This window comes from Algoriphagus sp., from assembly GCF_024305035.1.
Lineage (GTDB): Bacteria > Bacteroidota > Bacteroidia > Cytophagales > Cyclobacteriaceae > Algoriphagus.
The window spans coordinates 222,642-244,945 of record NZ_JAMWZB010000001.1; the positions used below are offsets into that span (position 1 = coordinate 222,642).

Consider the following 22,304-nt stretch of genomic DNA (forward strand, 5'->3'; position numbering starts at 1 on the left):
TTACCTTCTGACTGTTATTTTCACGCGAAATAAATCTTAAATAATCTAATCCTAAACCAATGAAGATTCTTGTTTGTATCACTCACGTACCAGATACGACTTCCAAGATTCAATTTACTGCCGATAATACAAAATTTGATACCACTGGAGTTCAATTTATCATCGGGCCCTACGACGATTATGCCTTGGCTCGCGCAGTTGAACTTAGAGATCAAACTGGAGGAAAGCTTACGGTGTTGAACGTCGGAGAAGCCGAAACTGAGCCGACGCTTCGAAAAGCCTTGGCTATTGGAGCCGATGAAGCTATCCGTATCAATGCCACACCCAAAGACTCCTACTTTGTAGCTCAGCAAATCGCTCATGTTGCCAAAGAGGGAGGCTATGATTTGATTTTGATGGGAAGGGAGTCTATTGATTTTAATGGTGGAATGGTTCACGGTATGGTAGGTGAGCTGTTGGGCATGCCTTCTTTCTCTCCGGTAATGAAACTGGATTTGGAAGGAACAACAGTAAAAATGGCCCGTGAAATTGAAGGAGGAAAAGAAATGCTAGAAGCTCAGCTCCCCCTGATTGCAGGTTGCCAAGAGCCCATTGCGGAATGGAAAATCCCTAACATGAGAGGAATTATGTCTGCTCGAACCAAACCCCTCAGTGTGGTAGAGGCTGTTTCCGAAGAGACTCAGGCAGAGACCAAAAAGTATGAACTTCCTCCGGTCAAAGGGGCAGTGAAGTTGGTAGATAAAGACCAAGTCTCTGAATTGGTGAAGTTGCTCAAAAATGAAGCAAAAGTGCTTTAATTTTAATCTTTTATTTTACAATAAATCAAATAGATATGTCAGTATTAGTTTATATAGAGCATGCGGAGGGACAAGTTAAAAAAACCAGCTTGGAAGCGGTTTCTTATGCCTATGCCCTAGCTCAAAAAACAGGGGAAGGAGAAGTAGTGGCAGTAGCTTTAGGGGCTATAGATTCTTCAGAATTAGCTAAAGTAGGGAGTGCGGGTGCAGCTAAAGTGTTTCATGCCGGAGATGATCGCCTGACAGCAGGTGTGATTCAGGCGCATGCTTCGGCTGTGGCACAAGCTTTTGAAAAAGTGGGAGCAAAGACGCTGATTTTGGCCAAATCCTCTTTAGGAGATGCTGTAGCGGCTCGTTTATCCATTAAATTGGGAGCTGGTTTGGTTTCAAATGTGGTTGAATTGCCCGATACTAAAGAAGGGTATGCTGTTAAACGAAGTATTTACACCGGTAAAGCCTTTGCAATCACGGAGCTCACCACAGAAAAGAAAATATTAGCGGTCAAGAAAAATGCCGTTGACATGAAAACTGATGGTGGTCCAGCCACGGTTGAGTCCTTGGAGCTGACCATTCCAGAAGCTGATTTTGCTTCTAAAATCACCCATACCGAGCGTTCGACAGGAGATGTGCTTTTGCCTGAAGCAGATATAGTTGTCTCGGGAGGACGTGGTATGAAAGGTCCTGAAAACTGGGGCATGATCGAGGATTTGGCTAAAACACTGGGTGCGGCAACAGGTTGCTCCAAACCAGTTTCTGATATTGGCTGGAGGCCACATCACGAGCATGTTGGTCAGACGGGGATAAAAGTCGCTCCATCTTTGTACATTGCAATAGGAATTTCAGGCGCTATTCAACATCTTGCAGGTGTAAATTCCTCCAAGTGCATTGTGGTAATCAACAAAGACCCTGAGGCGCCTTTTTTCAAGGCCGCTGATTATGGAATAGTTGGAGATGCATTTGAGGTGGTTCCTAAATTGAATGAAGCGCTAAAAGCCGAACTATAATATTTTGTGGAAAAACTCATAGAACTTGAGATTTTAGGACTTTCTTCCAATCACTCCCAATCGGGGTCTTTTACGTTGGTGTTGGGTGAAGTCGGAGGTATCAGAAGATTACCGATTGTCATTGGTATGTTCGAAGCACAAGCTATTGCCTTGGAAATAGAAAAAATAGTCCCCAATAGACCGATGACGCATGATTTATTCAAATCTTTTGCAAATGGTTTTAATTTCAATCTGGATCGAATCGTGATCACAGATATGAAAGAGGGGGTGTTTTATGCCAAAATCCAGTGTAAAAGCGAGGCTATAGAAGCCGAGATTGATGCTCGGCCTTCGGATGCGATTGCGATTGCCATTCGTTTTGGATGCCCGATTTTCTGTAGTGCCAAAGCAATGGCTGAAGGCGCTGTGGAGCATTTCGAGGTTGAAGGCGAAGAATCCTCTCCTCCTCAACCCGGTCCCAGTCAAAAGTTTTCAGCTAAAAAAGAACCCTCTTTAAAGGATTTTAGCTTGGACAAGCTTAATCAGATGCTTGACAAAGCGATTTCAAATGAAGATTACGAAAAAGCTGCCCGCATAAGGGATGAAATAAATAAAAGAAACTAAGTAAATATTAAAGTCCTGATATCTCAGGACTTTTTTCTTGAATAGGACTTGCCTATTTTTAGCGCTTGATTTGAAGAAACAATCACATGGATTACATCAGAGGAGTCTTCGGACTAATGGTCATCGTTTTGGTGGCTTATATTTTTTCAAATAATAAGCGAAAAATTGACTGGCGGTTAGTTGGAATCGGAATCATCCTACAGTTGATTTTTGGATTTTTAATTACAAAAGTACCCATTGTCGCCAGTGGTTTTGCCTTGCTCAGTGAGGGGTTTGTGAAGTTTTTGAGCTTCAGTGAAGATGGGGCTCGTTTTATATTCGGAGATCTGGCAGGTGACAGCTTTGGGTTCATTTTTGCTTTCAAGGTATTACCCACCATTATTTTCTTTTCGACCGTTTCTGCCGGTTTGTATTATTTAGGGGTTTTACAAAAAATTGTTTTTGGAATCGCTTGGGTAATGTCCCGGACCATGCGGCTTTCGGGCCCGGAGAGTCTTTCGGCTGCAGGTAATATTTTTCTAGGACAGACTGAAGCCCCATTATTGGTTCGGCCATTTATTCCTCAAATGAGCAAATCCGAGCTGATGTGTCTGATGACAGGTGGTATGGCTACCATCGCAGGAGGAGTTTTGGCCGGATATGTGGCTTTCTTGGGCGGAGATAGTTTGGAGGAACAAAGCCGATTTGCTGCCTATCTTTTGGGAGCGAGTATTATGAATGCTCCGGCGGCAATTGTGCTATCCAAAATTTTCATTCCTGAGGTGGAAAAAGAACGCGTACAGGAGAAACTGGAAGTCAATGAAGAGAACCTAGGAGTAAATTTGATAGATGCCATGTCAATCGGGGCTTCCGAAGGTCTCAAATTGGCTTTAAATGTAGGCGCCATGTTATTGGCTTTCATTGCTGTAATTGCGGCGATCAATTACATTTTGATGGGACTTTTTGGGGAAGCCACAGGACTAAACGGCTTTGTCGCAAGCTCTACCAATGGCCAATTTTCTGGCTTTTCATTGGAGTATATCTTTGGACAAATATTTCGATTATTTGCATGGGTGATCGGCGTGGAGTGGGGGGATACCCTTCAAATCGGTAGTTTACTGGGACAAAAGACCGTAATTAATGAATTTGTGGCTTATCTCAGTCTGGCAGAAATGAAAGAAGCAGGAAGTTTGGCTCCCAAATCCATCGTTATCGCAACTTATGCGCTTTGTGGATTTTCAAATTTCAGTTCAATAGCCATTCAATTAGGAGGGATTTCCATTATCGCCCCAAATCAGCAAGCCAATATCAGTAGGCTTGGGATGAAATCCCTTGCGGCAGCTTCACTGGCCTGCTTAATGACCGCAACGATTGCCGGCATGTTATTTTAATTGAATCAACTGAAATCGAGCAGGATTAAAAAGTCAGATTTTGCAATGAGGTGCACTCAGCGAGATTCCCGGTGACTTTAAAAATTCAATTTTAAACCTAAAAAAGGCCTAATCTCTCCAAGTAGAAATTAGGCCTCTTTTCATCCAATTCTTGATTTTACTGATCTCCGTAGAGTTTCTTACTCACATCTTCGTATTTATCGCCCGCTTTCCAGACTGGCTTTTGATCCCAGTTGGCTACTCGTTCTGCGGATAAAATATAGGATTTCCAATATTTAACGGCATATTCCAAATCGAAATTGTCTACCTCATCCCCTGGCTTATGATAATATTTCTGGATTTCATCGTCAAAGGCTTGGAATCCCAAACTGAAAGTGGGGGCAGGAATTCCTTTTTTTGCAAAATTGACATTATCTGATCGGTCATATAAACCTTGTTCCGGGGATGGATCCGGGATAGCTTCTAGCCCAAATTCAGAAACGGCTGATTCAATTTCAGCATCTACCGAAGTTCGTCCCAATCCGATGACGGTGATGACCGAAGTATCATTGTAGCCACCGTTATCAATGTTGAGATTGTAAATGATCTTATTGAGAGGGACTAAAGGATTATCTGCAAAATAAGCCGAACCTAAAAGGCCTTTTTCTTCGGCAGTCCATAGTGCCAAAAGAATGGAGCGCTTCGGGGGATTCTTTGCAAAATATTTAGCGGCATTGATTACCGCAACCGTTCCTACCGCATTATCACGAGCCCCGTTGTAAATGGAATCACCAGTTTGGTCCGGAGTACCCACCCCTACATGATCATAATGTGCCGAAAGCATGACGAACTCATCTTTAAGCTCTGGGTCTGTGCCTTCTATCCAACCCACAATATTTTTACCTGTAATTGAGCGGTTAGTTTTACCTTCGATTTCTAAGGCCGTACGGGTTAATTTTCCTTCCGAAAGTTTGTCTCTAAGGGAGTTATCCATGTCTTTGATCCAAATATAGGGCAGATTTGAGCTTTCTCCTTGATCAATTCCTAACGTAGTTCTATTCAGAAAATTAGAGACCAGTTGCCAGGGTACGGAAGGAATATTAAATCGTTCGATCAAGCCAATGGCACCCGCCTGTTTTGCACGGACGAGTTTTTCACGTCCAAGAGCAAATAAATCAGCAGGACTGAAACGATTAGGAGCACCTACATTCGATATAAGGATTTTACCTGAAAGATCTTTACCCTCAAAATCTTCCTCTAAACCAAAGCCAATGTCCACTAAGCTATAGTCGCCCTTCATGGCCAATCCATCTAAAACCAGAAGGTCTTCCCCTTGTGTAAATTGCTGATCCGCTAAAGTTACTGTGCCTGTTTTTGGAGGAGACGAGACCCTAAAGGGGATTTCTTGGAAGTAACCGGTAGCCCCTGGGATTTGGGAAGCACCATACTTTTTTAATTGCTCAGCGATATACTTTTCAGCCAGTTCAATTTCGGGTCTGATGGGATCTCTTCCCATCAATTCATCCGAAGCCAAAAACGTAAAATGATGAATGGCTTCTTTTGGGTTGAAGTTTTTTTCTACTGCTTTTTTTTGGGCTAAGGCCGGACCCGCCAATAACACCAAGGTTAATGCAATGCAAGTTTTGTTCATAGGGTAATTGTTTTAAAGCAAATTAAGCGAAATCATAGAAAGTAAAAGGCCGCTCATTGAATAAGATCAGAATTCAAGTCAATTTTGAGCAATATTGTCCGAAAATGAGCAGGTAAAGTGGCTTCTAGCCGTAATTTTTGGTTGGTACGGGGATGTGTTAACTCTAATTTAAAAGCGTGTAAAAGGAGGTTTTCTAGCCCAAATTCTTTAAAGAAAAATTGATTTTGTTTGTTATTTCCATGCTTTTTATCTCCGATAATATAATGACGCAGGTGAGCTAAATGTCGTCTGATTTGGTGGGTCCGACCTGTCAACGGGCTCATTTCGACCAAGGAATAACGAGAGGTAGGGTATCTGCCGGTGGTGTCATAGGGGATTTCTTTCTCTGCTAAAACCCGAAAATGGGTGATGGCCTCCTGTAATTTTTTTGAACGTTCATTTTCCAATGGATGGTTGACTCTTCCTTCATTTTCTAAGAAAAAACCACGAACCAACGCCAAGTATTTTTTGGAGACTTCACGATTGGCAAACTGGGCTTTCAGCTGAGGTAGGATTTCTGAATTTTTTGAAAAAAGTAAAACTCCGCTGGTAGGCCGATCGATTCGATGCACTGGATAAACCCGTGTTCCGATTTGGTCGCGTAGATTTTGAACAGCAAACTGGGTTTTTTCCTCTGCCGCCATTGAGGTACGGTGGACTAGAAGGCCAGCCGGTTTGTTGATTGCGACAAGCTCCTGATCCTCATATAGTATATCCAGCATGGGAGTGGATTGAATAGTTAAAAGATGGTACCCGATCCAATACACTCATTCTGATTGTACCAGGCCACAAATTGTCCTGATGCTACCCCTTTTTGCGCTTCTTCGAAAATCACATAAAGGCCTTTTTCCCGTTGAATAAGCGTGACATTGGTTAGGGGTTGGCGGTACCGGATACGCGCCTGATAGGAAGCGGTTTGACCGGGGTTCAATTTTAAATCTCTTCTAATCCAGTGAATTTGGTCCGCTTTGACAAAAAGCGCATTCCGTAGTAATCCGGGATGATCTTCTCCCAATCCGGTGTAGATTACGTTGGTCTGAGTGTCGGTGCCAATCACAAAAAGCGGTTTTCCAGTTCCGCCAATATTTAACCCTTTACGCTGCCCGACAGTAAAGTAATGAGCTCCATTGTGCTCTCCGATGAGTTTTCCCTGGTCTGGACGATAATGAATGGGAAGTGAGAGATGGGAGAGTTCTGCATCGCCTAATTCAAAAAGGTCAACTCCTACCGGAATTTTAAGCCGGTCAAATTCTTTTAGATGATCGGGAATTTGGATGATTCTGCCTTTTTTTGGTTTCAATTGTTGCTGCAAAAATTCGGGCAAGCGCACTTTTCCAATAAAGCACAGTCCTTGGGAATCCTTTTTTTCTGCTGTAATCAGGTCTAATTCTTTGGCTATTTTTCTAACTTCTGATTTCTGTAAATGTCCAATTGGAAATAAGGCTTTGGCTAATTGGTCCTGAGAAAGTTGACAGAGGAAGTAGCTCTGGTCTTTATTTGGATCTGCACCAGCGAGAAGTTGATAAATCGGCTGACCTTCTGCTTGAAATTCAGCTTTTTGGCAATAATGTCCGGTGGCAACAAAATCGGCTTTTAATTTTTTTGCGGCTTTGAGAAAAATATCGAATTTGATTTCCCGGTTGCATAAAATATCAGGGTTGGGAGTTCGACCAACCTCATATTCTGAGAACATATAATCCACGATCCGCTCGCGATATTCTTCGCTTAAATCAATGGCTTGAAAAGGAATTCCTAACTTTTCGGCCACCAGCATGGCATCCGTTGAGTCCTCCATCCAAGGGCATTCATTGGAAATGGTGACCGATTCATCATGCCAGTTTTTCATAAACATGCCGATGACTTCATAGCCCTGCTCAATTAAGAGGTGGGCGGCGACCGAACTATCCACCCCTCCGGATAATCCGACGACAACTCGTGGTTTATTTTTCATAGTCAAATCACTTAATGGATTCAAGGTCCATTCGATTAGATGGATGTAAAACTGAGGGGATATTAAATCAGTTCAAAGTCTCAAAGAAATTATTTCTGACAAATTTTGTCTCAGACGGATTTTAATGAGTGCAGGAATAGGTTTTAAGTGGAATCAATGGCTTATTTTTGCAGCCGATATTGATTTTTCTATTGCAATGAATTTCCAACTGATCAAAGATGCTATTTTAGGAAAAGAGCAGGATTTTACCACCTTAAGCTTGAAGACAGCCATCTGGGTGCTGGCTATTCCCATGATTTTGGAGATGATGATGGAGTCGGCATTTGCAGTGGTGGATATATTTTTTGTTGCCAAATTAGGTGAACATGCCATTGCAACCGTTGGTTTGACTGAGTCGGTTATTGTATTGGTTTATGCTGTTGGATTTGGAATTAGTATGGCTGCCACCGCATTGGTTTCGCGGAGATTTGGAGAGAAAGAATATGACCAGGCTGGAACGGTAGCTTTTCAGCTATTACTTGTTGGAGCTTTGATTTCCATTGTTTTAGGTGTGCTCGGCTGGGTATTTGCCGAAAATATTCTCCAGTTGATGGGAGCAGAGCCGGAAGTTGTTCGAACAGGGGTGTCTTATACTCGGATTATTTTTGCGGGCAATACAGCCATTATGCTACTGTTTTTGATCAATGGAGCATTTCGCGGTGCAGGCCAGGCCCATCACGCAATGCGGTCGCTTTGGATTGCAAACGGCTTTAATATTGTTTTAGATCCAATTTTGATTTTTGGCGTAGGAAGTTGGACTGGATATGGACTGGAGGGAGCCGCTTTTGCTACTACGATAGGAAGGAGTTTGGGTGTGGTTTATCAGTTATACCAGTTGTTTAACGGAAAGCACAGGCTCTCTATTGCTGCTAAGCATATGGTGGTCAAGTGGCACACCATTAAAAAAATTATGGATATTGCAGCTGGAGGAATGGGACAATTTCTCATTGATTCGGTTTCATGGATTGCCTTGACCCGGATGAATGCGGAGTTTGGCTCCGCCGCCTTGGCTGGGTATACTATTGCCATGCGGGTCTTGATTTTCACCTTGCTTCCAGCCTGGGGGATTTCCGGAGCTGCAGCTACGCTAGTCGGTCAAAATCTGGGTGCCAATGAAGTGAAACGAGCAGAGGAAGCCGTCTGGATGACAACCCGTTATTGTGTAATTTTCATGGCATCAGTGACCGGAATTTATTTGTTGTTTTCCTCTCAGTTAGCTGGATTTTTTACCCAAATTCCAGAGGTCAGAGACATTGCTGCACAAGGTCTCTGGGTGATCGTATTAGGTTATGTATTTTTTGCGGTGGGAATGGTGTTGACCCAAGCCTTTAATGGGGCAGGTGATACCAAAACTCCAGCCTACATCAATATCGGTGTTCTTTGGTTTTTGGAAATTCCTTTGGCTTGGTTTTTAGCTTTCCCCATGAAAATGGAATATTTAGGAATATTCATTGCTATCGCTTTTTCACATTCCTTTCATGCATTGGTAGCTTTATTCTTTTTCCGCAGGGGAAAGTGGAAAAAGGTTGTCGTCTAACTTATGGGGTCGGATTCTGAAATAGATTTTCACCCAAAATAGGAGTTATTAAACGATGATCAGTGAGTTTGGGTGATTGGGTCAAAATATCGAGAGGCTCCAAAAGTGGTTCATCGGATAAATCAAAGGTGCCAAAATGCATGGGAATGAAGTGTTTTCCTTTCATTTCGATAAATGCCTTTCCAGCATCCTGCGGATTGGTATGGGCGGCATTCATGAACCATTCGGGTCGAAATGCACCGACTCCCATCAGGGCATAATCGGGAGATCCCAAGGTTTCACTGATCAATTTGAAATGGGGCCCATAGCCCGAATCTCCCATAAAATAAATGCTTTGCGCTGCTGTTTCAAGGTAAAAACCTCCCCAAAGTCGCAGATTGGTATCCGAAAGGCCTCTTCTGGACCAGTGCCTGGCAGGGACAAACGTAATTTTCAAGTCTGAACCCGTGTTAAATTGCTGAAACCAACCGGCTTCTTCGATGGAGATTGAATTGCTCGTCCAATCTTGAATGAGCGGTTTCATATTTAATCCGGCTAAAATCTTTACCTCCGGATTGAGTGATGTGATTCGTTTGATTGTTTCTTCATCACAGTGGTCTCGGTGATCATGGGAAATTAAAATGTAGTCGATATTTTTTAGCTCTTTGGGATCGATGGGTAGTTCACTGTTTCTTTTGAGCACCCAATTGTCCAACCACACCGGGTCTGTAATCAGGGTTATTCCATTTAGATGAATCAAAAAGGAAGCATGGCCCAACCAAATCAATTGATCCTTTCCATTAGGTTGAAATGTCTTCATGGGTTGAATCTCAAGGGTTCGATCATCCTTTTTCTTTTGATCTGAATAGGGGTTTTTAGACAACTTCCATTTCAAAACCTCCCAAAGACTCGATTCAAAGGGATAATAAAGGTTTTGATAGGTGCCATCGCTTAATTGTGGCGTACCCTTCCAGTCTTCGGGAACAGCAGTGTAGGAGAGGGATGGGTTTTCAGTGTAGTTAAGGCTGGTTTCTTTGCTTGGCATAAAAAAGAAGGAAAATAACAGACCCAATGCGACAAGGGGAATGAGGATAATTTTTGATTTTGAGCGGCCGGAAACTTTCAATGGATGAAGGAATTTACAGGATATAACTCCCGTGCCTACAAAGTGGTTTCAAAGGGAATAAAAAAGTCGATCCATAAAACAGGATCGACCCATTAAAAAGCTATTGATTTATTTTAAGGTTACAAATTTGCTATCCACCGTTTCATTGATAAAGTAGATTTTTTTTCCTCCAAACCTTTGACTTTCGCTAGTGTAAGCAGCTACTTGCACCAGCGCGTTATTGGAAGCGGATAGTTCATTAAGCTCACTTTCTGAGTAAGTGATTGAGGTGGAACGCCCTTCTTTGGTGATTACATGATTGCCGTCAGAAATGACCCAAAGCAGGTTATCTACTCCAGACGGAATTTGTTGAATGCTCAATTCTACTCCCGAGCCTAAGTCGAATTCTTCCGGGACATTGGATTGAAATCGAACCACCCCGGGCATCGGTTTGGTAGTGGTATAGGTAAATCCTGAAAATCCATTGGCTCCATCCACTGTCCAAGTATTGGTTTGTCCAGGCGTGATTTCCAGCGTGATATCCGAAAAATTATTAAGGTAAGCATTCCCTCCTACATTTTGGAGTTCAAATTCGTTGAGACTCACCCTGCCCACATTCACTAAACTTCCTCCGCTTGGGGATGAATAAAAATTAGCATTGGCAACATCGACCAGTACATCGGCCATTCCGGGTATGGAAGGGGTTCCGGCGGGAAGATTTGATTTAGCCTTGATTGCAGCCATCACTCCATCGGCATCTCCGAAGTCTGGAAGAGGGTTCGTATTTTGTTGTTCTTGGGGATTTTCATCTGCATCCGTGCACGAACTGAAACAAAACGAAGTGAGGGCAAAAAGGATAAGAAAAGAATAGGGGTTAGTTTTCATAGGACTGAGGTTGGTTATCAATCCAAAATTCCAACTACTTCAGCTCTCTATCAATAAGGCATATGGCGTATTTGTTTCAATTCACATCGGTGCTAAAACACTGAACATTGATAAAATAAGGCATATTGAAGAGATTTTTTTCCGGGTAAACCGCACAACCTGCACCCATGTAGTGAAAAGTTGGACTCAGGATGTTGGCCCGATGTCCGGGAGAATCCATCCAAAGTTTGACAACTTCTCTGGCATAACTTGCATAGGTATGCCGCTGAACCGGTTCGGTTTGACTCGAGTTACGGTAATAAAAATCACCGGGTGATAAAGGAGGGCCAACAGGACGACCATAGTCGTAATCCAGCCCGGCAGTGCTACTAATATTTTCTGCAATTTGACTGGGGTTCAAGCCTACTATTTGAAATCGATCCCGAAGTAACCGTTTATTTCTGATGGTACTGAAATGCCCATAAAAATTGTAGGTAACCATATCTGAGGCATGGGAGGCAGCAAGTTGTTCGATACGAAAAGAGTATTTCAGCGGACTGAGTCCATGTTTACTGCGTTGTTCATTGGTGGCATAAAATAGAGCAGCATGTAATAGCCCGTAATCAATGTCTCGGTAATTGATGTACTGAAGCACTTGATTTTGGTGAAAAAAATCCTCCCAAGTATGGTTCTGATAGTTTTGGGAACTCCAATTTTGGCCCAATACTTCTTGTAGGATAAGAAATGTTAAACAGATCGGGATTAAAGGCTTCATTTATTCTCTATTCGATTCCAAAAAAGAGACGTTCAAAAGCACCTTTTAGTGTATCCTTACTCCAATTAATTGTCTCGAGGTAGGTCCAATAACAAATCGATCAAGTCCTTTGGGGTTCCCGCATTTTGGATTTTTTCTTCCTGAAGGTTTACCTGTAGTTGATACTCCAACTCAAAAATCAGTCCATTAACGAAAATAGGGTCCATGTTTAATTTTTGAATGAAATGGTCGTTTTTTCTTGGTCCATGGACATAGATCCCATAGGAATGAAACACCTCCACGGCTTTTTTTATTTTTGAAAAATGCTGATTCATGTCAGAAATTTTGTAGCTATCAGATATATTAATTGAGGGAATAACGAAATCATAAAGAATTCATTTTGAGTTAAACTTGAATTAATTTAAAATGGTTGCAAAGCGGGTAAAAAAAGTCTGATTTTCACATTAGGTAAAGAAATGAATAGTATCTGATTAAAATCCAAATTTCCTTTCCATATCCAAGCCTTTTTCTCCTATAGAACCAAATAAACCACTGTAAAAAATCCAAAAACAAATCCTACGTCTTTGCCGAATTTTGAATCGATGGGTTTACCAGGTGTGTAATTGCTTTTTAATTTCAGTGAGGGTTTCGGTATCCTGAATGAGGTACCAATTCAAGGATTGAAAGGTCGTGGTCGCATCATTTTTATTGTGAAAAAAGATCAAACCTTTTACTTGTGGAAAACGGTGTGGAAAATCTTTAAAGGCCTTACCATACCATGCGGGACGATTTCCGCCTACGGCCAAAGATCCAAATTCTGCCAAGAGAATGGGTTTTTTAAAAGCGGCAAACTCCTCATAATATTTGGCAAATATTTCATCAAAACTCCACCATTGACTCCAGGGGGCTACTGTGCCGTAATTGAGTGTTCCTGTACCGATCCAATCTACGTATTGCTCCCCAGGATAATACTCTTTAAAATAACCATAAGCCAAATGTGGGGCCCAAACCCAAAGTACGTTATCGGCTCCTTGCTTCCGAAATAAATCGACTACATGACGCCAAGCGGCGATAAAGTCTTCAGGCTGATTATTTTGAGGTCCCCAGGGGTACCGATAGGGATCGTTCATTTCATGTCCCATTCGCAAAAGAATTGTCGTTTGACTATTTTTAGCATCCCTTGCCCATTGGGTTAAATATAGATCATAAAGTCCCGCTGCAATATCCTGTAAGCCGCTTTTGTTCCGATCTTCAGGCGAAGCTGAAGTTGGGAAATCCTCTTCTGAAAAATCATTTAACCAAGGCTCCCAAGTCACCAGGGGAATGGAGCCTAGCGTGGTAATTGCCCGAATTTGTTCAATGGGGAAGCGTTGTTCGCGTTTACTGCCCCAAGCAGTGTAAAAATGGATAATGGGAAAAGTTAAGTTTAAACTGTCTTCCAGATCGATGATCGGCTGAAATGAAGGAATAGCCTGATTATCATAAGCGCCAAGAAAAATAGAATCGGGATTTTTAAGCAGATTAGGATTTTGCTGGTAGGCTGCCAACCAATCTAATTTACTTGCTCTAGTTTCGCTTCGTTTTTTGAGAATATAATCCTCCTCCAATTTGGATACTGAACTGCTGACTTTTTGGAAAAAATCTTCAATAGGTCCGCTTGATTCCTTCCCGACAAAAGCAATTCCCAAAATTAGCATCATGGCGATCGCCAATACAAAAAAGAAGGAAACTATTCGTTTGATTGGTGATTTCATGGTTTCGGGTCAAGGTTTTTTGGAATTTTTTCCCAAGGGCTCTCCGGATTCAATCTACTCGATTCCCATACTGAATAAAGTCCTAGCAAAGCCATCAAAAATGGAATCGTCCCAAAGGCGAGCATGCCATAGGTGATTTCAGCAGTTTCGATCAGATCCAGCTCACTCAAATTAAACTTACGGGAATAAATCAGATAAATCACCGTAATTAGGTAGGCGACCACCTGAATTAATAGCGGTTTGGCAAACGGCGAAATTTTTCCTCTTACCGATTGTTTTGCCGTAGGAATATAGGGGATTTTTTTATTGGCTAAGGCGAGCAAAAATCCCATGAGGTAAACGGGCCAACAAGCGAATTTCATTACCATTCCCCGCCAATGAAGCCCGGATTCATCACTGGGAAAACAGAGCCACTGCTGGACGTAGACATAGATGACGGTTGAGAAAAACAATACAGGAAAACCAAACTCCAAAAACTCAACAAAATGCATTTTGGCAGGAAGCAAATCAAACCAAAAAAAGAGAAAAGGAATCAAGAGGTAAACCACCGAAACCAATCCCTCCAGATAATAAGTACCGATTGTGAAATAGGAGAGTTTTTGCCAAAAGCTTAATTTCCCAACTAATCGCGGTAATTCATCAAAAAGTACTTCATACACTCCTCTGGCCCATTTGAGTTGCTGCTTGCAGAAAGATCCAAAATCTTCAGGAACCAAGCCTCTTGCCACGATGACCGGATAATAGATGGATTTCCAACCCGCCGCATGAATCCGGATGGAAGTTACCAAATCCTCGGCTAAGCCAATGCCATGACCTCCAATTGATTCCAGTGCTTTTCTACGAAAAGTGCAATTTGCACCGATTGCTACTGAACAGTTGTAGCCATCCATTCCCATCTGGGTGGGACCATAGAAAGTGTAGGTTTGCTCGGCTGCTGCTTTTGCGGTAAAAGATCGGTATTGATTGTAATAGCCTTGAGAAACCTGGACAAAACCCACTTCTGGATCAGAGAAGAACCCTAAAGTTTGATCCAGAAAATTTGGAAAGGGGACATGATCCGGATCCAAAACCAAGATAAATTCTTCTGAGGTTTGATTGAGCGCGGCATTAATTTTTCCCGCCTTTGCTCCAGGTAAACCAACCAATTCTAACCAGACGGCTCCGTGCTTTTCGGCTACCTCACGAAAGCGAGGATCTTGTGTATCATCAAGTAGATACGTGGTATGTGGGTAATGGATAAGAGAGCAGGCCTTCAGTGTTTTTTCAAACATGGACAAGGGCTCACCGGGTGAACTGGTCGTAAAAATCGCTACGGAAAGCCCATTGGGGGCCTCCCTAAATTCTGGTTTATTTATTCCCAAATAATTAATCCAAATGGTAATCAATCGGAGCATGCCATACCAAAGGGTGACCGATAAAATCACAAATAGGACAAGATTGCCCAAGTGTTCTTCCCGAAACCACCAATCCCCAAACCTAAAAATGGAAACAATCCCGGAAATCACTAAGCTGACGAGGATTAACTTTTGAAGGGATCCCACCTTTTTCGCTTGACTCGTACTCCAGAATTGCTTTGGAAAAATCGGATCCATTAGTAAAGTTTGAAATTAAGATTCAACCCTAAAGTTTGACTATCAAAAAAAATAGTTTTTTGATAGTGGTAGCAAAAGTGTAAACTGGTTCGCTTGGAAAAGAAATGGGAATATTCAAATTTCAAATCGTAAGGATTATACATTTCTTGATTGAAAAGCAGGACCATATTTTCTGCTTGAATAGGAGCATTTCCCGGGGTTTCAGGCCCGAAGTAATAAATATTGGGATTGGATAGTTGAGCAAATACCCCATAATTACCCGTGATGCTGATGGTTTGTCTTTCTCCTAAATCCAATGAAATTTTCGCTAAGGCGCCATGAATAGATTGATTGATCGGAGTGAAATAAGGATGATAAGCTCCGGGGATGAGTTCGCCAAAACTCGGTCTAGTAGGCGGATCAGGCATAGAATTCGATTTAAATCGTACGCTATCCGTATCTGCTAAGGTACCCGAATAACCTAGCCAAAAATTGATGTTATTTGATTTTAATACTGTGAATAAAACCCACAAGCTGAGCATTTGAAGTGTATTATCCGATTCAAATGTTCGTTGATTTACCTGAAATTTTCCCATCCAAGAATTTTCAGATTTACGCTCAAGACTAATCTGAGCTAATTTGGGACTGATGGCCTCCTTCAAACTTGCCAAAGTGTACAAGTAAGGTTCTTTGCCCAGAGCGGCACCGGCATAAAATCCATTTCCCAATCCTTGGACTAAGGAGGCTTCATAAGTGAAATTCAATGCATTTAATCGACTATTTTGAACCAATCCAACCGATAGTGATAAGGTAGTTTTGGCTTGGAGAAAAGCGAATTTATTTCCCATTTCCAATCGACTGATCCGTTGATTTTCTTTGTAAAATCGGTTTTCAAGGTGAATAAAAGGCTGGAGTTTCGAAGAATGATAATCCGTGAATTTTCCTCCAATCATCCCGTAACCAAGGGGTTGGGAATCCGAATAAAAGCCCGATTCAATTGCAAGAGTAGGAGAAGTTTGCAGCTTAATTTCTTCCTTCAATTTCTTGGCCGATGGATGGTCTGGATACTCGGATAAAATCACCTCCAAATAGCCCAAGGATTTTTGTTTACTTGCTCCGGTCCAATAGTTGATTTCAGCTAATTTTTGGTTTATTTCTGGATGTTTCGGGAGTTTTGGATCAAGCGTTTCCAAGAGTGCTTGGGTAACTTTCCAATCTTGGAATTCATAGAGAATCCGAGCATAATCCAGTTGAAGCTGAAGAAAATTTGGATTTGATCGAATTTCCTGCTCAAAAAAATCTTTTGTTTTTTGGAAATCTTTGGACCAATAGTATGCCTTTCCCAATAGTCTACTCAGGTCTTCATTTGGGATTCCGAGATTTTTAAGATTGGATAATTCTTGGATCGCTTCTTGAATTTGACCTTGATTCAAAAGATGGTCTGCTTGAGTTATTTTTTGAAAAAAATCTGAATTTTGAGCATAAGTATTTTTATATGTGAAAACACATAAAGTGATGATAATGTGAAGATTAATTAGCTTAATCCAAGGCATTGAATGGAGCAGTAAGTACAGCTTTGTTTACCCCGATTTCAAACTGATTAGGAAGAAGTGAGGTAGAATTTATGGGTGAATTCGCTTAAAAATACTTAAATTATTTTAAGAATGTGATCCTTACGAATCTTCCTTCAAAGAATCTGAATCCCAGGCATGATCATTTAGGGAGAATTTTTTCATCAATTCCCCCGATAGTAGGTTTTCCTGCTGTTCAATATGTTTTTTAGCATTCTGGATGTACTCATTTTCATCATTTTTATAATTCACCAAAATCTGAAGAGATTCCTCATCATACTTTTTGAATTGGGCAGCTAAACGATGTACGGTATGGGCCCGAAATCCCATTTTCCGCAGGACATCTTCACCCATCCGTACCGAAGTATCCAGGTGCTCTCGATAAATGTTTCGAACACCATTTTCCATTAATTCATAGGCATCATAGCGGTTTTTGGCCCGTACCAATACCTCTAAATGCGGGAAATGCTCCTTACAGATCTCGATTACTTGTAGCGTTTGCGAAGGAGTGTCGATTGCCGAAACCAAAATTTTTGCCTCCTCTGCTCCGGCTGTTTTGAGTACATTGACCTGCGACCCATCACCAAAATAGACTTTAAATCCCATTTTTCTCAAAAAATCTATGCGATCTGGATCATAATCCAAAATGGTACATTCCACGCCATTGGCTCTCAGGAATCTTCCCACGGTACTACCAAAGTTTCCAAAACCAAGTAAAATAACTTGATTTTTCTCATGGATGACCTCTTCCTCTTTTCCAGTGGCGGGGTCTCCGGTTTCTAATTTGGGGATAAGCAATTTATCCAAAACCAGAGTGGCCAATGGCGTAAATGTCATGGTCAAGGCAGTAATTGCCATCAATTGATCTGAAAGACCAAGATCAATCACTTCAAACTGGAGTGCAAACGCATAGGTGACAAAGGAAAATTCTGAAACCTGAGAAAGGCCAATTGCAAAACTTAAATTTTGACCCACGGAAAGCTTCCGGAGTTTTCCGATCATCAACAGGACCAGCGTCTTGATCAGCATGATTCCCAAGGTGATCGAAAAAATTGTCAACGGGTCTGCCAGTATTAAATTAAAATTGATCGTCGCTCCCACAGCCATAAAAAATACCCCCAAAAGCAGTCCTTTAAATGGCTCCAAATCTGATTCTAGCGCATGTCTATAGGGAGAGTTGGCCAATATTACCCCGGCAATAAAGGCTCCTAAGGCCGGACTCAACCCGACCACTTGCATGAGCCAACTGATTCCGAATACGATCAAGAGGGCAGAAGCGGTAAAAAGTTCACGTAGATGAGTCTTGGAAACCCACTTGAGCAGTGGGCCAAAGCCATATTTTCCCAACAAAACCACAAGTCCAATGGCTCCAAAAATAGAAAGGGTTTGTGCCCAGGTTGGGAGACTTTCAATCAAACCATTTTCGCCATGAGATTCAGCTCCTAATTCCCCTGTAACTGTAGCCAGTAGGGGGATGATGGCCAAAATTGGAATTACAGCAATATCCTGCATGAGCAGGACGCCGAATGACATTTTTCCCACTGGACTTCCCATTTGATGGTTTTCCTTCAAGGAAGAAAGAACAATGGCAGTAGAAGAAAGAGCCATAGACAGGGAGATGGCTAGGCTGATTTTCCAATCGATACCCAAAAAGACAGCCACCCCAAAGAGTAAGGCTGCAGTCAGTACTACCTGAAATAAACCTACCCGAAGAATGAGATCTCTCATCTTCCAAAGGTTTTCTGGGTCCAGTTCCAAACCGATCAAAAAAAGCATAATCACCACACCAAATTCTGTGGTGTGCATGATGTCTTGTCCTTGATTTCCACTTTCGATAAAACCCAATAAATAGGGGCCTATGACAATTCCTGCAATTAAATATCCTAATACAGAGCCCATTCCCAGTTTTTTGGCAATCGGGACAAAGAGGATAGCTGCAGAAATAAAAATAATGGCGCTTAATAAAAATCCAGTCATGACTTCTGAACAAATGGTAAGGTGATTTCTTCGTCTCGGAGCGTCAGGATCAGATCCCGGTATTCTTTAGCCTTTCGGCTGAGTTGAAGGGCGTCGATTTTGTGAGTGCCGCCAACGTGAAAGGCAGGTAGGTAGCGCATGTTGCAGAGATAGGCTGTTTGTTCAAATGGCCTCAAGAATGTATCCAGGGTAAATCTATTCCGGCCACCAGACGAATATACAGCTGTGGACCCACCGGAACTGACTGCATTGAGTATGTATTTGTTTTTTAGATAGGTTCCATTCTTGCCATATGCCCAGCCGTATTCCAGAACCAAATCGATCCATTGCTTCATCAGTGGGGGACAGGAATACCAATAAATCGGATGTTGCCATATGATCACATCGGAATCAAAAAGCGCTTCTTGCTCGGGCTGTACCTGAACTTGAAAATCAGGGTACAGCTCATACAGGTCCCGAACCAGGACATTTTCTAATCCAGCAATAGCTGCTAATAATTTGGAATGAACATCGGAATGCTCAAATTTGGGATGAGCAAAAAGTACCAAAATTTTGCGCATAGGTGTTAAATAAGTTTATCCAGTGAATCCAATTTTTTTATGCGTACCATCACAAAATGGCTTGTTTTCACTTTTGCCGCATCGGCAAAATGCAGTGACTTTAAATTGGGGCTTGGTACTCCCATCAGTCAGTTTGACCTGGAGCTTCCCATAGACCATTAATGGACCACTTGGAATTACTTCTACCAGTAATTCCGAGTCAAGCTCGTTTTCTCCGCTTTCTTCTTGACCTTCATAGTAAAACCCCAAAGCTCCCGAAGGACATTGTTTAATTTGTTCTACAATCCGATCGGTAGTTTCGGCCTCAACCTTGATCCATGGCTTTTGATTGGGGTTAAAAACTGTGGGAAGGCCCTTAAAACAATTTTCCGAATGAATGCATTTGTGAGGCTCCCAAGTGACGACTACTTCACCGTTGGAATATTCTTTTTTGATTTTTTTTTCTTCCATTTCTCAAGCGTTTTTCTTGATGTATATTACCAAAAAATATTTAAACCTGGTGGTTTTTACCCTGGTTAGGGTGGTTATTTTTTGAAGAAATAAAAAGTGGCTGTACTGATTTTAAATGGAAGAGAAATACAGTACAGCCCTTTTTCTTAATGAAGCTCCTCGTTGATCAATTGATTCCAGTTTTGAACCAAAACTTTTTCTCCCATCATGTCTGGAAACTGATCCGAGTCAAAAAACTCCAGGTTTTTATTCGCCTGCTCAGGATTTCTAAAGTGCAGGGTTAGGGCAAGAAAATCGGTAACAATTACCTGTTCATTTCCTAATTTTACCTTTCGGATTTGTGAATCAATACTGCAGGATTTTACAGTTTTGAGATCAATGATATCCTGACAAGGAAAGTCCCCAAATCGCGCATAAACCAGTGTTTTTTTTGCTTGGTCCAGCCCAATTTGATAATGGTTTCTCCACTTTTCAGTTTTGGTTAGGGTAAGATTCATTTTTCCAGCCAATTCAAGAAAGCTCAAGTCTTGCTTTTTTGTCAGTTGCTTTTGTTTTATTCGTTGAATTGCAAATGGGGCAATAAAGGCCATAAGAAAGAAGGCGGACACCAAAAGGCTCGCCAAATCAATGTCTATCATGTTTGTTGTTGATTAGTAAGTTGTAGAATGCACAAGTTTGCCGAGTGGCAACGGAAAAATTTGCGCTACTTACCAGGTGTAGAAGTATTGCTCAAAAAGGATTTTGACATCAAAAAGGGGACTCGACCCGGAGGTCCAAAAAAAGGAGTGGGCGAGTTTTTGATACCGAAAAATCTCCGATGACCAGATTGAATTGATTTTTCCATCCTGTACCCAATCCACCTTAAAGGGGGGGATTTCAAAACTTGAATTTCCCTCCGATACCAGACCTAAATCAAAATAAAATGTGGAAAGCTCTGAGAGTGAGCTTTCTTCAATTTTGGATTGGTCTTGACCGGAATCAAACCGAATAAAAAATGAAAACCAACTGAATCCCAGGGACAGGAGGAAGGAGAAAAATAGAAGTTTGCTTTTCACCGATTGATTGAATTCTTAGGCAAGAATAATGCTTTTTACGGAATGGATTGCCAAAAGGATTTATTTCTTTTCAGTCAAATTATGGATTTTGATTTTTGCCAAATTTTCTGAAAACCGAATCTTTTTCCAAGGCTCGGTTGGAAAAAGCGTAGAGGTGAGTACTACCTCCCCATCATTGATAAAAAGCTCCAAAGAACTGGCATCCAAAAATAGCCGAACCGTCTTTGCCTCCCAACTCATGGGTGCAGAATGCACTGCTGCAAAATCAGGATGAAAATCTGAATTACCTGCCAAGCTTCGATCCACACTGACTAAGCCGTTGTCTCGAGTGATCAGGACCTTTTCGCCTAGGTCGTTCTCCAATAAAATGGAAAACGTTTCTTCTTTCTCAATTTCAGCGCTAATTTCCACCGCCTCGGAGGGCAAATTTGACTCAAAATCATCCAATTCAAAAGAAGACGTTCTAAGTTGGGTTATTTCCGCAGCAGGGGCCGATTTGACCAGTAAGGTTCCATCAACCTCAAACAGACTGAGCTCGCGGGGAATTGTCATTGCTGATCGCCATTTTTCTGTCGGTACCACCTGTGCGTAGAGCCAATTACTCATCCAGCCGATGAAAAGGTGACGATTGGATACATTGGACCAAGTTACTCCGGCATAATTGTCCGGTCCGTAATCAAGCCAGCGAATGAGTTGATCATCGGGTGAGAATTTACCCTCTAAAAAGTCTCCGATAAAATATTGGGTTGCTGAGCCTTTCTGCGGACCACCCGGATTAATACTGACTAGGAGTATCCATTTCTTTGAACCATCCGGGGCAATCATTGGGATCAGGTCTGGACACTCCCAGACGCCTCCATGGGCCCCTTGATTCTGGCCAAACTCACTTTCTAATTTCCATTCAAGAAGATTAGCTGAACTGTAAAACTGGATTCGATCCGATACAGCTAAGGTCATAAGCCAACCGGTCTGCCCATTGGATAATGTCCAGGGTCTTACTTTCGGGTCGCGAAAATCTCGAATTCCCGGATTGGGCAGCACCGGGTTTTGTGCATATTTTTCCCAAGTTTTGCCTTGGTCCAATGAATAGGCGATTGCTTGAGATTGATAATCGGAATCGCCTGACTGTTCGCTCTCCATATCGTGATAGGTGTAAATAGCGACCAATGGTGGATTTTCTTCCGTTCCCAGTCCTGAACTGTTTCCCGCATCAACTACAGCACTACCCGAAAAGATGTACCCCAATGTATCCGGATTGATGGCGATGGGCTGGTGCTTCCATTCGATCAAATTATCCGAAATGGCATGTCCCCAGTGCATGGGCCCCCAAATCGTTGAATCTGGAAAATGCTGATAAAACAAGTGGTAGTTATTTTCATAAAAGACCATTCCATTAGGGTCATTCATCCAACCAGAGGGAGGTGTAAAATGATAGATAGGTCTAAATTTCTCAGATTGAGAAGACTCGAACTCAATTTCAGGAGCCGTTTGGCAGGCTAAATTCAGCAGAAGAAGGAACAGGATCAGCGCAGGATTTTTCATCAATGGAGGCATAAAAGAGAATTCAATAGCTGATGTAAAAATAGGGTTTTGATTTCATTCTCTTTGACTATTTCCACCTAAAAGCTGGGGAATCCTCCAGGGAAATCGCTTTTAGATTTTCAGGACTTTAGATCGGTACTCATCATCCAGAG

At 41.9% G+C, this 22,304-nt stretch carries 21 protein-coding genes; 5 read left to right on the forward strand and 16 right to left on the reverse strand.

Annotation, left to right across the window (positions count from 1 at the left end; translation table 11 throughout):
• Positions 1–59: 59 nt before the first annotated feature.
• The 4 genes from Q0L00_RS00965 (at position 60) to Q0L00_RS00980 (ending at position 3,774) form a co-directional block, all read left to right on the forward strand.
• Complete coding sequence (locus Q0L00_RS00965; RefSeq protein WP_297334978.1) at positions 60–797, forward strand: electron transfer flavoprotein subunit beta/FixA family protein; 738 nt, start codon at positions 60–62, stop codon at positions 795–797.
• A 35-nt stretch (positions 798–832) separates the two neighbouring features.
• Complete coding sequence (locus tag Q0L00_RS00970) at positions 833–1,801, forward strand: electron transfer flavoprotein subunit alpha/FixB family protein (protein WP_297334979.1); 969 nt, start codon at positions 833–835, stop codon at positions 1,799–1,801.
• Positions 1,802–1,807: 6 nt separating this feature from the next.
• Positions 1,808–2,404: a bifunctional nuclease family protein gene (locus tag Q0L00_RS00975; RefSeq protein ID WP_297334980.1), complete on the forward strand. Its 597-nt coding sequence runs from the start codon at positions 1,808–1,810 to the stop codon at positions 2,402–2,404.
• Between the two features lie 86 nt (positions 2,405–2,490).
• Entirely contained in the window at positions 2,491–3,774 is a 1,284-nt protein-coding gene (locus Q0L00_RS00980) for a nucleoside transporter C-terminal domain-containing protein (protein WP_297334981.1), read from the forward strand.
• A 157-nt stretch (positions 3,775–3,931) separates the two neighbouring features.
• On the opposite strand, the gene Q0L00_RS00985 is transcribed toward Q0L00_RS00980, so the two are convergent.
• Genes Q0L00_RS00985 through mnmA form a run of 3 tightly spaced genes read right to left on the reverse strand, consistent with a single transcriptional unit; the run spans position 3,932 to position 7,394 of the window.
• Positions 3,932–5,404: a M28 family peptidase gene (locus Q0L00_RS00985; protein WP_297334982.1), complete on the reverse strand. Its 1,473-nt coding sequence runs from the start codon at positions 5,402–5,404 to the stop codon at positions 3,932–3,934.
• 53 nt (positions 5,405–5,457) lie between these two features.
• Entirely contained in the window at positions 5,458–6,165 is a 708-nt protein-coding gene (locus Q0L00_RS00990) for a pseudouridine synthase (protein ID WP_297334983.1), read from the reverse strand.
• Between the two features lie 17 nt (positions 6,166–6,182).
• The gene (gene mnmA / locus Q0L00_RS00995; protein ID WP_297334984.1) at positions 6,183–7,394 is read right to left on the reverse strand and encodes a tRNA 2-thiouridine(34) synthase MnmA; all 1,212 of its coding nucleotides are present in this window, start codon (positions 7,392–7,394) and stop codon (positions 6,183–6,185) included.
• A gap of 196 nt (positions 7,395–7,590) precedes the next feature.
• Here mnmA and Q0L00_RS01000 point away from each other — a divergent pair, with 196 nt between their 5' ends.
• Positions 7,591–8,970 carry an MATE family efflux transporter gene (locus Q0L00_RS01000; RefSeq protein ID WP_297335006.1) on the forward strand — a complete coding sequence of 460 codons (1,380 nt, stop codon included), beginning with the start codon at positions 7,591–7,593 and terminating at the stop codon, positions 8,968–8,970.
• 1 nt (position 8,971) lies between these two features.
• Here the strand turns inward: Q0L00_RS01000 and Q0L00_RS01005 are convergent, their stop codons facing one another.
• The 13 genes from Q0L00_RS01005 to Q0L00_RS01065 all read right to left on the reverse strand — a co-directional run bounded on the left by Q0L00_RS01005 (position 8,972) and on the right by Q0L00_RS01065 (position 22,164).
• On the reverse strand, positions 8,972–9,994 hold the full coding sequence (locus Q0L00_RS01005; protein ID WP_297334985.1) for an MBL fold metallo-hydrolase: 1,023 nt from the start codon (positions 9,992–9,994) through the stop codon (positions 8,972–8,974).
• A 189-nt stretch (positions 9,995–10,183) separates the two neighbouring features.
• Entirely contained in the window at positions 10,184–10,939 is a 756-nt protein-coding gene (locus Q0L00_RS01010) for a hypothetical protein (protein WP_297334986.1), read from the reverse strand.
• Positions 10,940–11,015: 76 nt separating this feature from the next.
• Positions 11,016–11,693 (reverse strand): CAP domain-containing protein, encoded by a 678-nt coding sequence (locus Q0L00_RS01015; RefSeq protein WP_297334987.1) that lies wholly within the window; start codon positions 11,691–11,693, stop codon positions 11,016–11,018.
• Positions 11,694–11,758: 65 nt separating this feature from the next.
• Complete coding sequence (locus Q0L00_RS01020) at positions 11,759–12,007, reverse strand: acyl carrier protein (RefSeq protein ID WP_297334988.1); 249 nt, start codon at positions 12,005–12,007, stop codon at positions 11,759–11,761.
• A gap of 273 nt (positions 12,008–12,280) precedes the next feature.
• Positions 12,281–13,426 (reverse strand): glycosyl hydrolase, encoded by a 1,146-nt coding sequence (locus Q0L00_RS01025; protein ID WP_297334989.1) that lies wholly within the window; start codon positions 13,424–13,426, stop codon positions 12,281–12,283.
• A complete protein-coding gene (locus Q0L00_RS01030; protein ID WP_297334990.1) occupies positions 13,423–15,018 on the reverse strand; it encodes a glycosyltransferase family 2 protein in 1,596 nt (531 codons plus the stop codon). Before Q0L00_RS01030 ends, Q0L00_RS01025 begins: the two co-directional genes overlap by 4 nt.
• Entirely contained in the window at positions 15,018–16,430 is a 1,413-nt protein-coding gene (locus Q0L00_RS01035; RefSeq protein WP_297334991.1) for a hypothetical protein, read from the reverse strand. The genes Q0L00_RS01030 and Q0L00_RS01035 overlap by 1 nt, the downstream gene beginning before the upstream one ends.
• Before the next feature lie 240 nt (positions 16,431–16,670).
• A complete protein-coding gene (locus tag Q0L00_RS01040; protein WP_297334992.1) occupies positions 16,671–18,545 on the reverse strand; it encodes a monovalent cation:proton antiporter-2 (CPA2) family protein in 1,875 nt (624 codons plus the stop codon).
• Entirely contained in the window at positions 18,542–19,105 is a 564-nt protein-coding gene (locus Q0L00_RS01045) for an NAD(P)H-dependent oxidoreductase (protein WP_297334993.1), read from the reverse strand. Before Q0L00_RS01045 ends, Q0L00_RS01040 begins: the two co-directional genes overlap by 4 nt.
• Positions 19,106–19,120: 15 nt before the next feature.
• Positions 19,121–19,555: a (4Fe-4S)-binding protein gene (locus Q0L00_RS01050; RefSeq protein ID WP_297334994.1), complete on the reverse strand. Its 435-nt coding sequence runs from the start codon at positions 19,553–19,555 to the stop codon at positions 19,121–19,123.
• 146 nt (positions 19,556–19,701) lie between these two features.
• Positions 19,702–20,193: a hypothetical protein gene (locus tag Q0L00_RS01055; protein WP_297334995.1), complete on the reverse strand. Its 492-nt coding sequence runs from the start codon at positions 20,191–20,193 to the stop codon at positions 19,702–19,704.
• A gap of 69 nt (positions 20,194–20,262) precedes the next feature.
• The gene (locus Q0L00_RS01060; protein WP_297334996.1) at positions 20,263–20,610 is read right to left on the reverse strand and encodes a hypothetical protein; all 348 of its coding nucleotides are present in this window, start codon (positions 20,608–20,610) and stop codon (positions 20,263–20,265) included.
• A 60-nt stretch (positions 20,611–20,670) separates the two neighbouring features.
• Positions 20,671–22,164, reverse strand: a complete 1,494-nt coding sequence (locus tag Q0L00_RS01065; protein ID WP_297334997.1) for a glycoside hydrolase family 32 protein — start codon at positions 22,162–22,164, stop codon at positions 20,671–20,673.
• Positions 22,165–22,304 lie beyond the last annotated feature (140 nt).

Bases quoted from the DNA above. Each gene is read 5' to 3' on its own strand.
- Q0L00_RS01005 (WP_297334985.1), bottom strand. From the start codon at position 9,994: ATGCCAAGCAAAGAAACCAGCCTTAACTACACTGAAAACCCATCCCTC.
- Q0L00_RS01050 (WP_297334994.1), bottom strand. From the start codon at position 19,555: ATGGAAGAAAAAAAAATCAAAAAAGAATATTCCAACGGTGAAGTAGTC.
- Q0L00_RS01030 (WP_297334990.1), bottom strand. From the start codon at position 15,018: ATGGATCCGATTTTTCCAAAGCAATTCTGGAGTACGAGTCAAGCGAAA.
- Q0L00_RS01040 (WP_297334992.1), bottom strand. From the start codon at position 18,545: ATGACTGGATTTTTATTAAGCGCCATTATTTTTATTTCTGCAGCTATC.
- Q0L00_RS01065 (WP_297334997.1), bottom strand. From the start codon at position 22,164: ATGCCTCCATTGATGAAAAATCCTGCGCTGATCCTGTTCCTTCTTCTG.
- Q0L00_RS01055 (WP_297334995.1), bottom strand. From the start codon at position 20,193: ATGATAGACATTGATTTGGCGAGCCTTTTGGTGTCCGCCTTCTTTCTT.
- Q0L00_RS01025 (WP_297334989.1), bottom strand. From the start codon at position 13,426: ATGAAATCACCAATCAAACGAATAGTTTCCTTCTTTTTTGTATTGGCG.
- Q0L00_RS01000 (WP_297335006.1), top strand. From the start codon at position 7,591: ATGAATTTCCAACTGATCAAAGATGCTATTTTAGGAAAAGAGCAGGAT.
- Q0L00_RS00970 (WP_297334979.1), top strand. From the start codon at position 833: ATGTCAGTATTAGTTTATATAGAGCATGCGGAGGGACAAGTTAAAAAA.
- Q0L00_RS01015 (WP_297334987.1), bottom strand. From the start codon at position 11,693: ATGAAGCCTTTAATCCCGATCTGTTTAACATTTCTTATCCTACAAGAA.
- mnmA (WP_297334984.1), bottom strand. From the start codon at position 7,394: ATGAAAAATAAACCACGAGTTGTCGTCGGATTATCCGGAGGGGTGGAT.
- Q0L00_RS00980 (WP_297334981.1), top strand. From the start codon at position 2,491: ATGGATTACATCAGAGGAGTCTTCGGACTAATGGTCATCGTTTTGGTG.
- Q0L00_RS01010 (WP_297334986.1), bottom strand. From the start codon at position 10,939: ATGAAAACTAACCCCTATTCTTTTCTTATCCTTTTTGCCCTCACTTCG.
- Q0L00_RS01020 (WP_297334988.1), bottom strand. From the start codon at position 12,007: ATGAATCAGCATTTTTCAAAAATAAAAAAAGCCGTGGAGGTGTTTCAT.
- Q0L00_RS00965 (WP_297334978.1), top strand. From the start codon at position 60: ATGAAGATTCTTGTTTGTATCACTCACGTACCAGATACGACTTCCAAG.
- Q0L00_RS00990 (WP_297334983.1), bottom strand. From the start codon at position 6,165: ATGCTGGATATACTATATGAGGATCAGGAGCTTGTCGCAATCAACAAA.
- Q0L00_RS01045 (WP_297334993.1), bottom strand. From the start codon at position 19,105: ATGCGCAAAATTTTGGTACTTTTTGCTCATCCCAAATTTGAGCATTCC.
- Q0L00_RS00985 (WP_297334982.1), bottom strand. From the start codon at position 5,404: ATGAACAAAACTTGCATTGCATTAACCTTGGTGTTATTGGCGGGTCCG.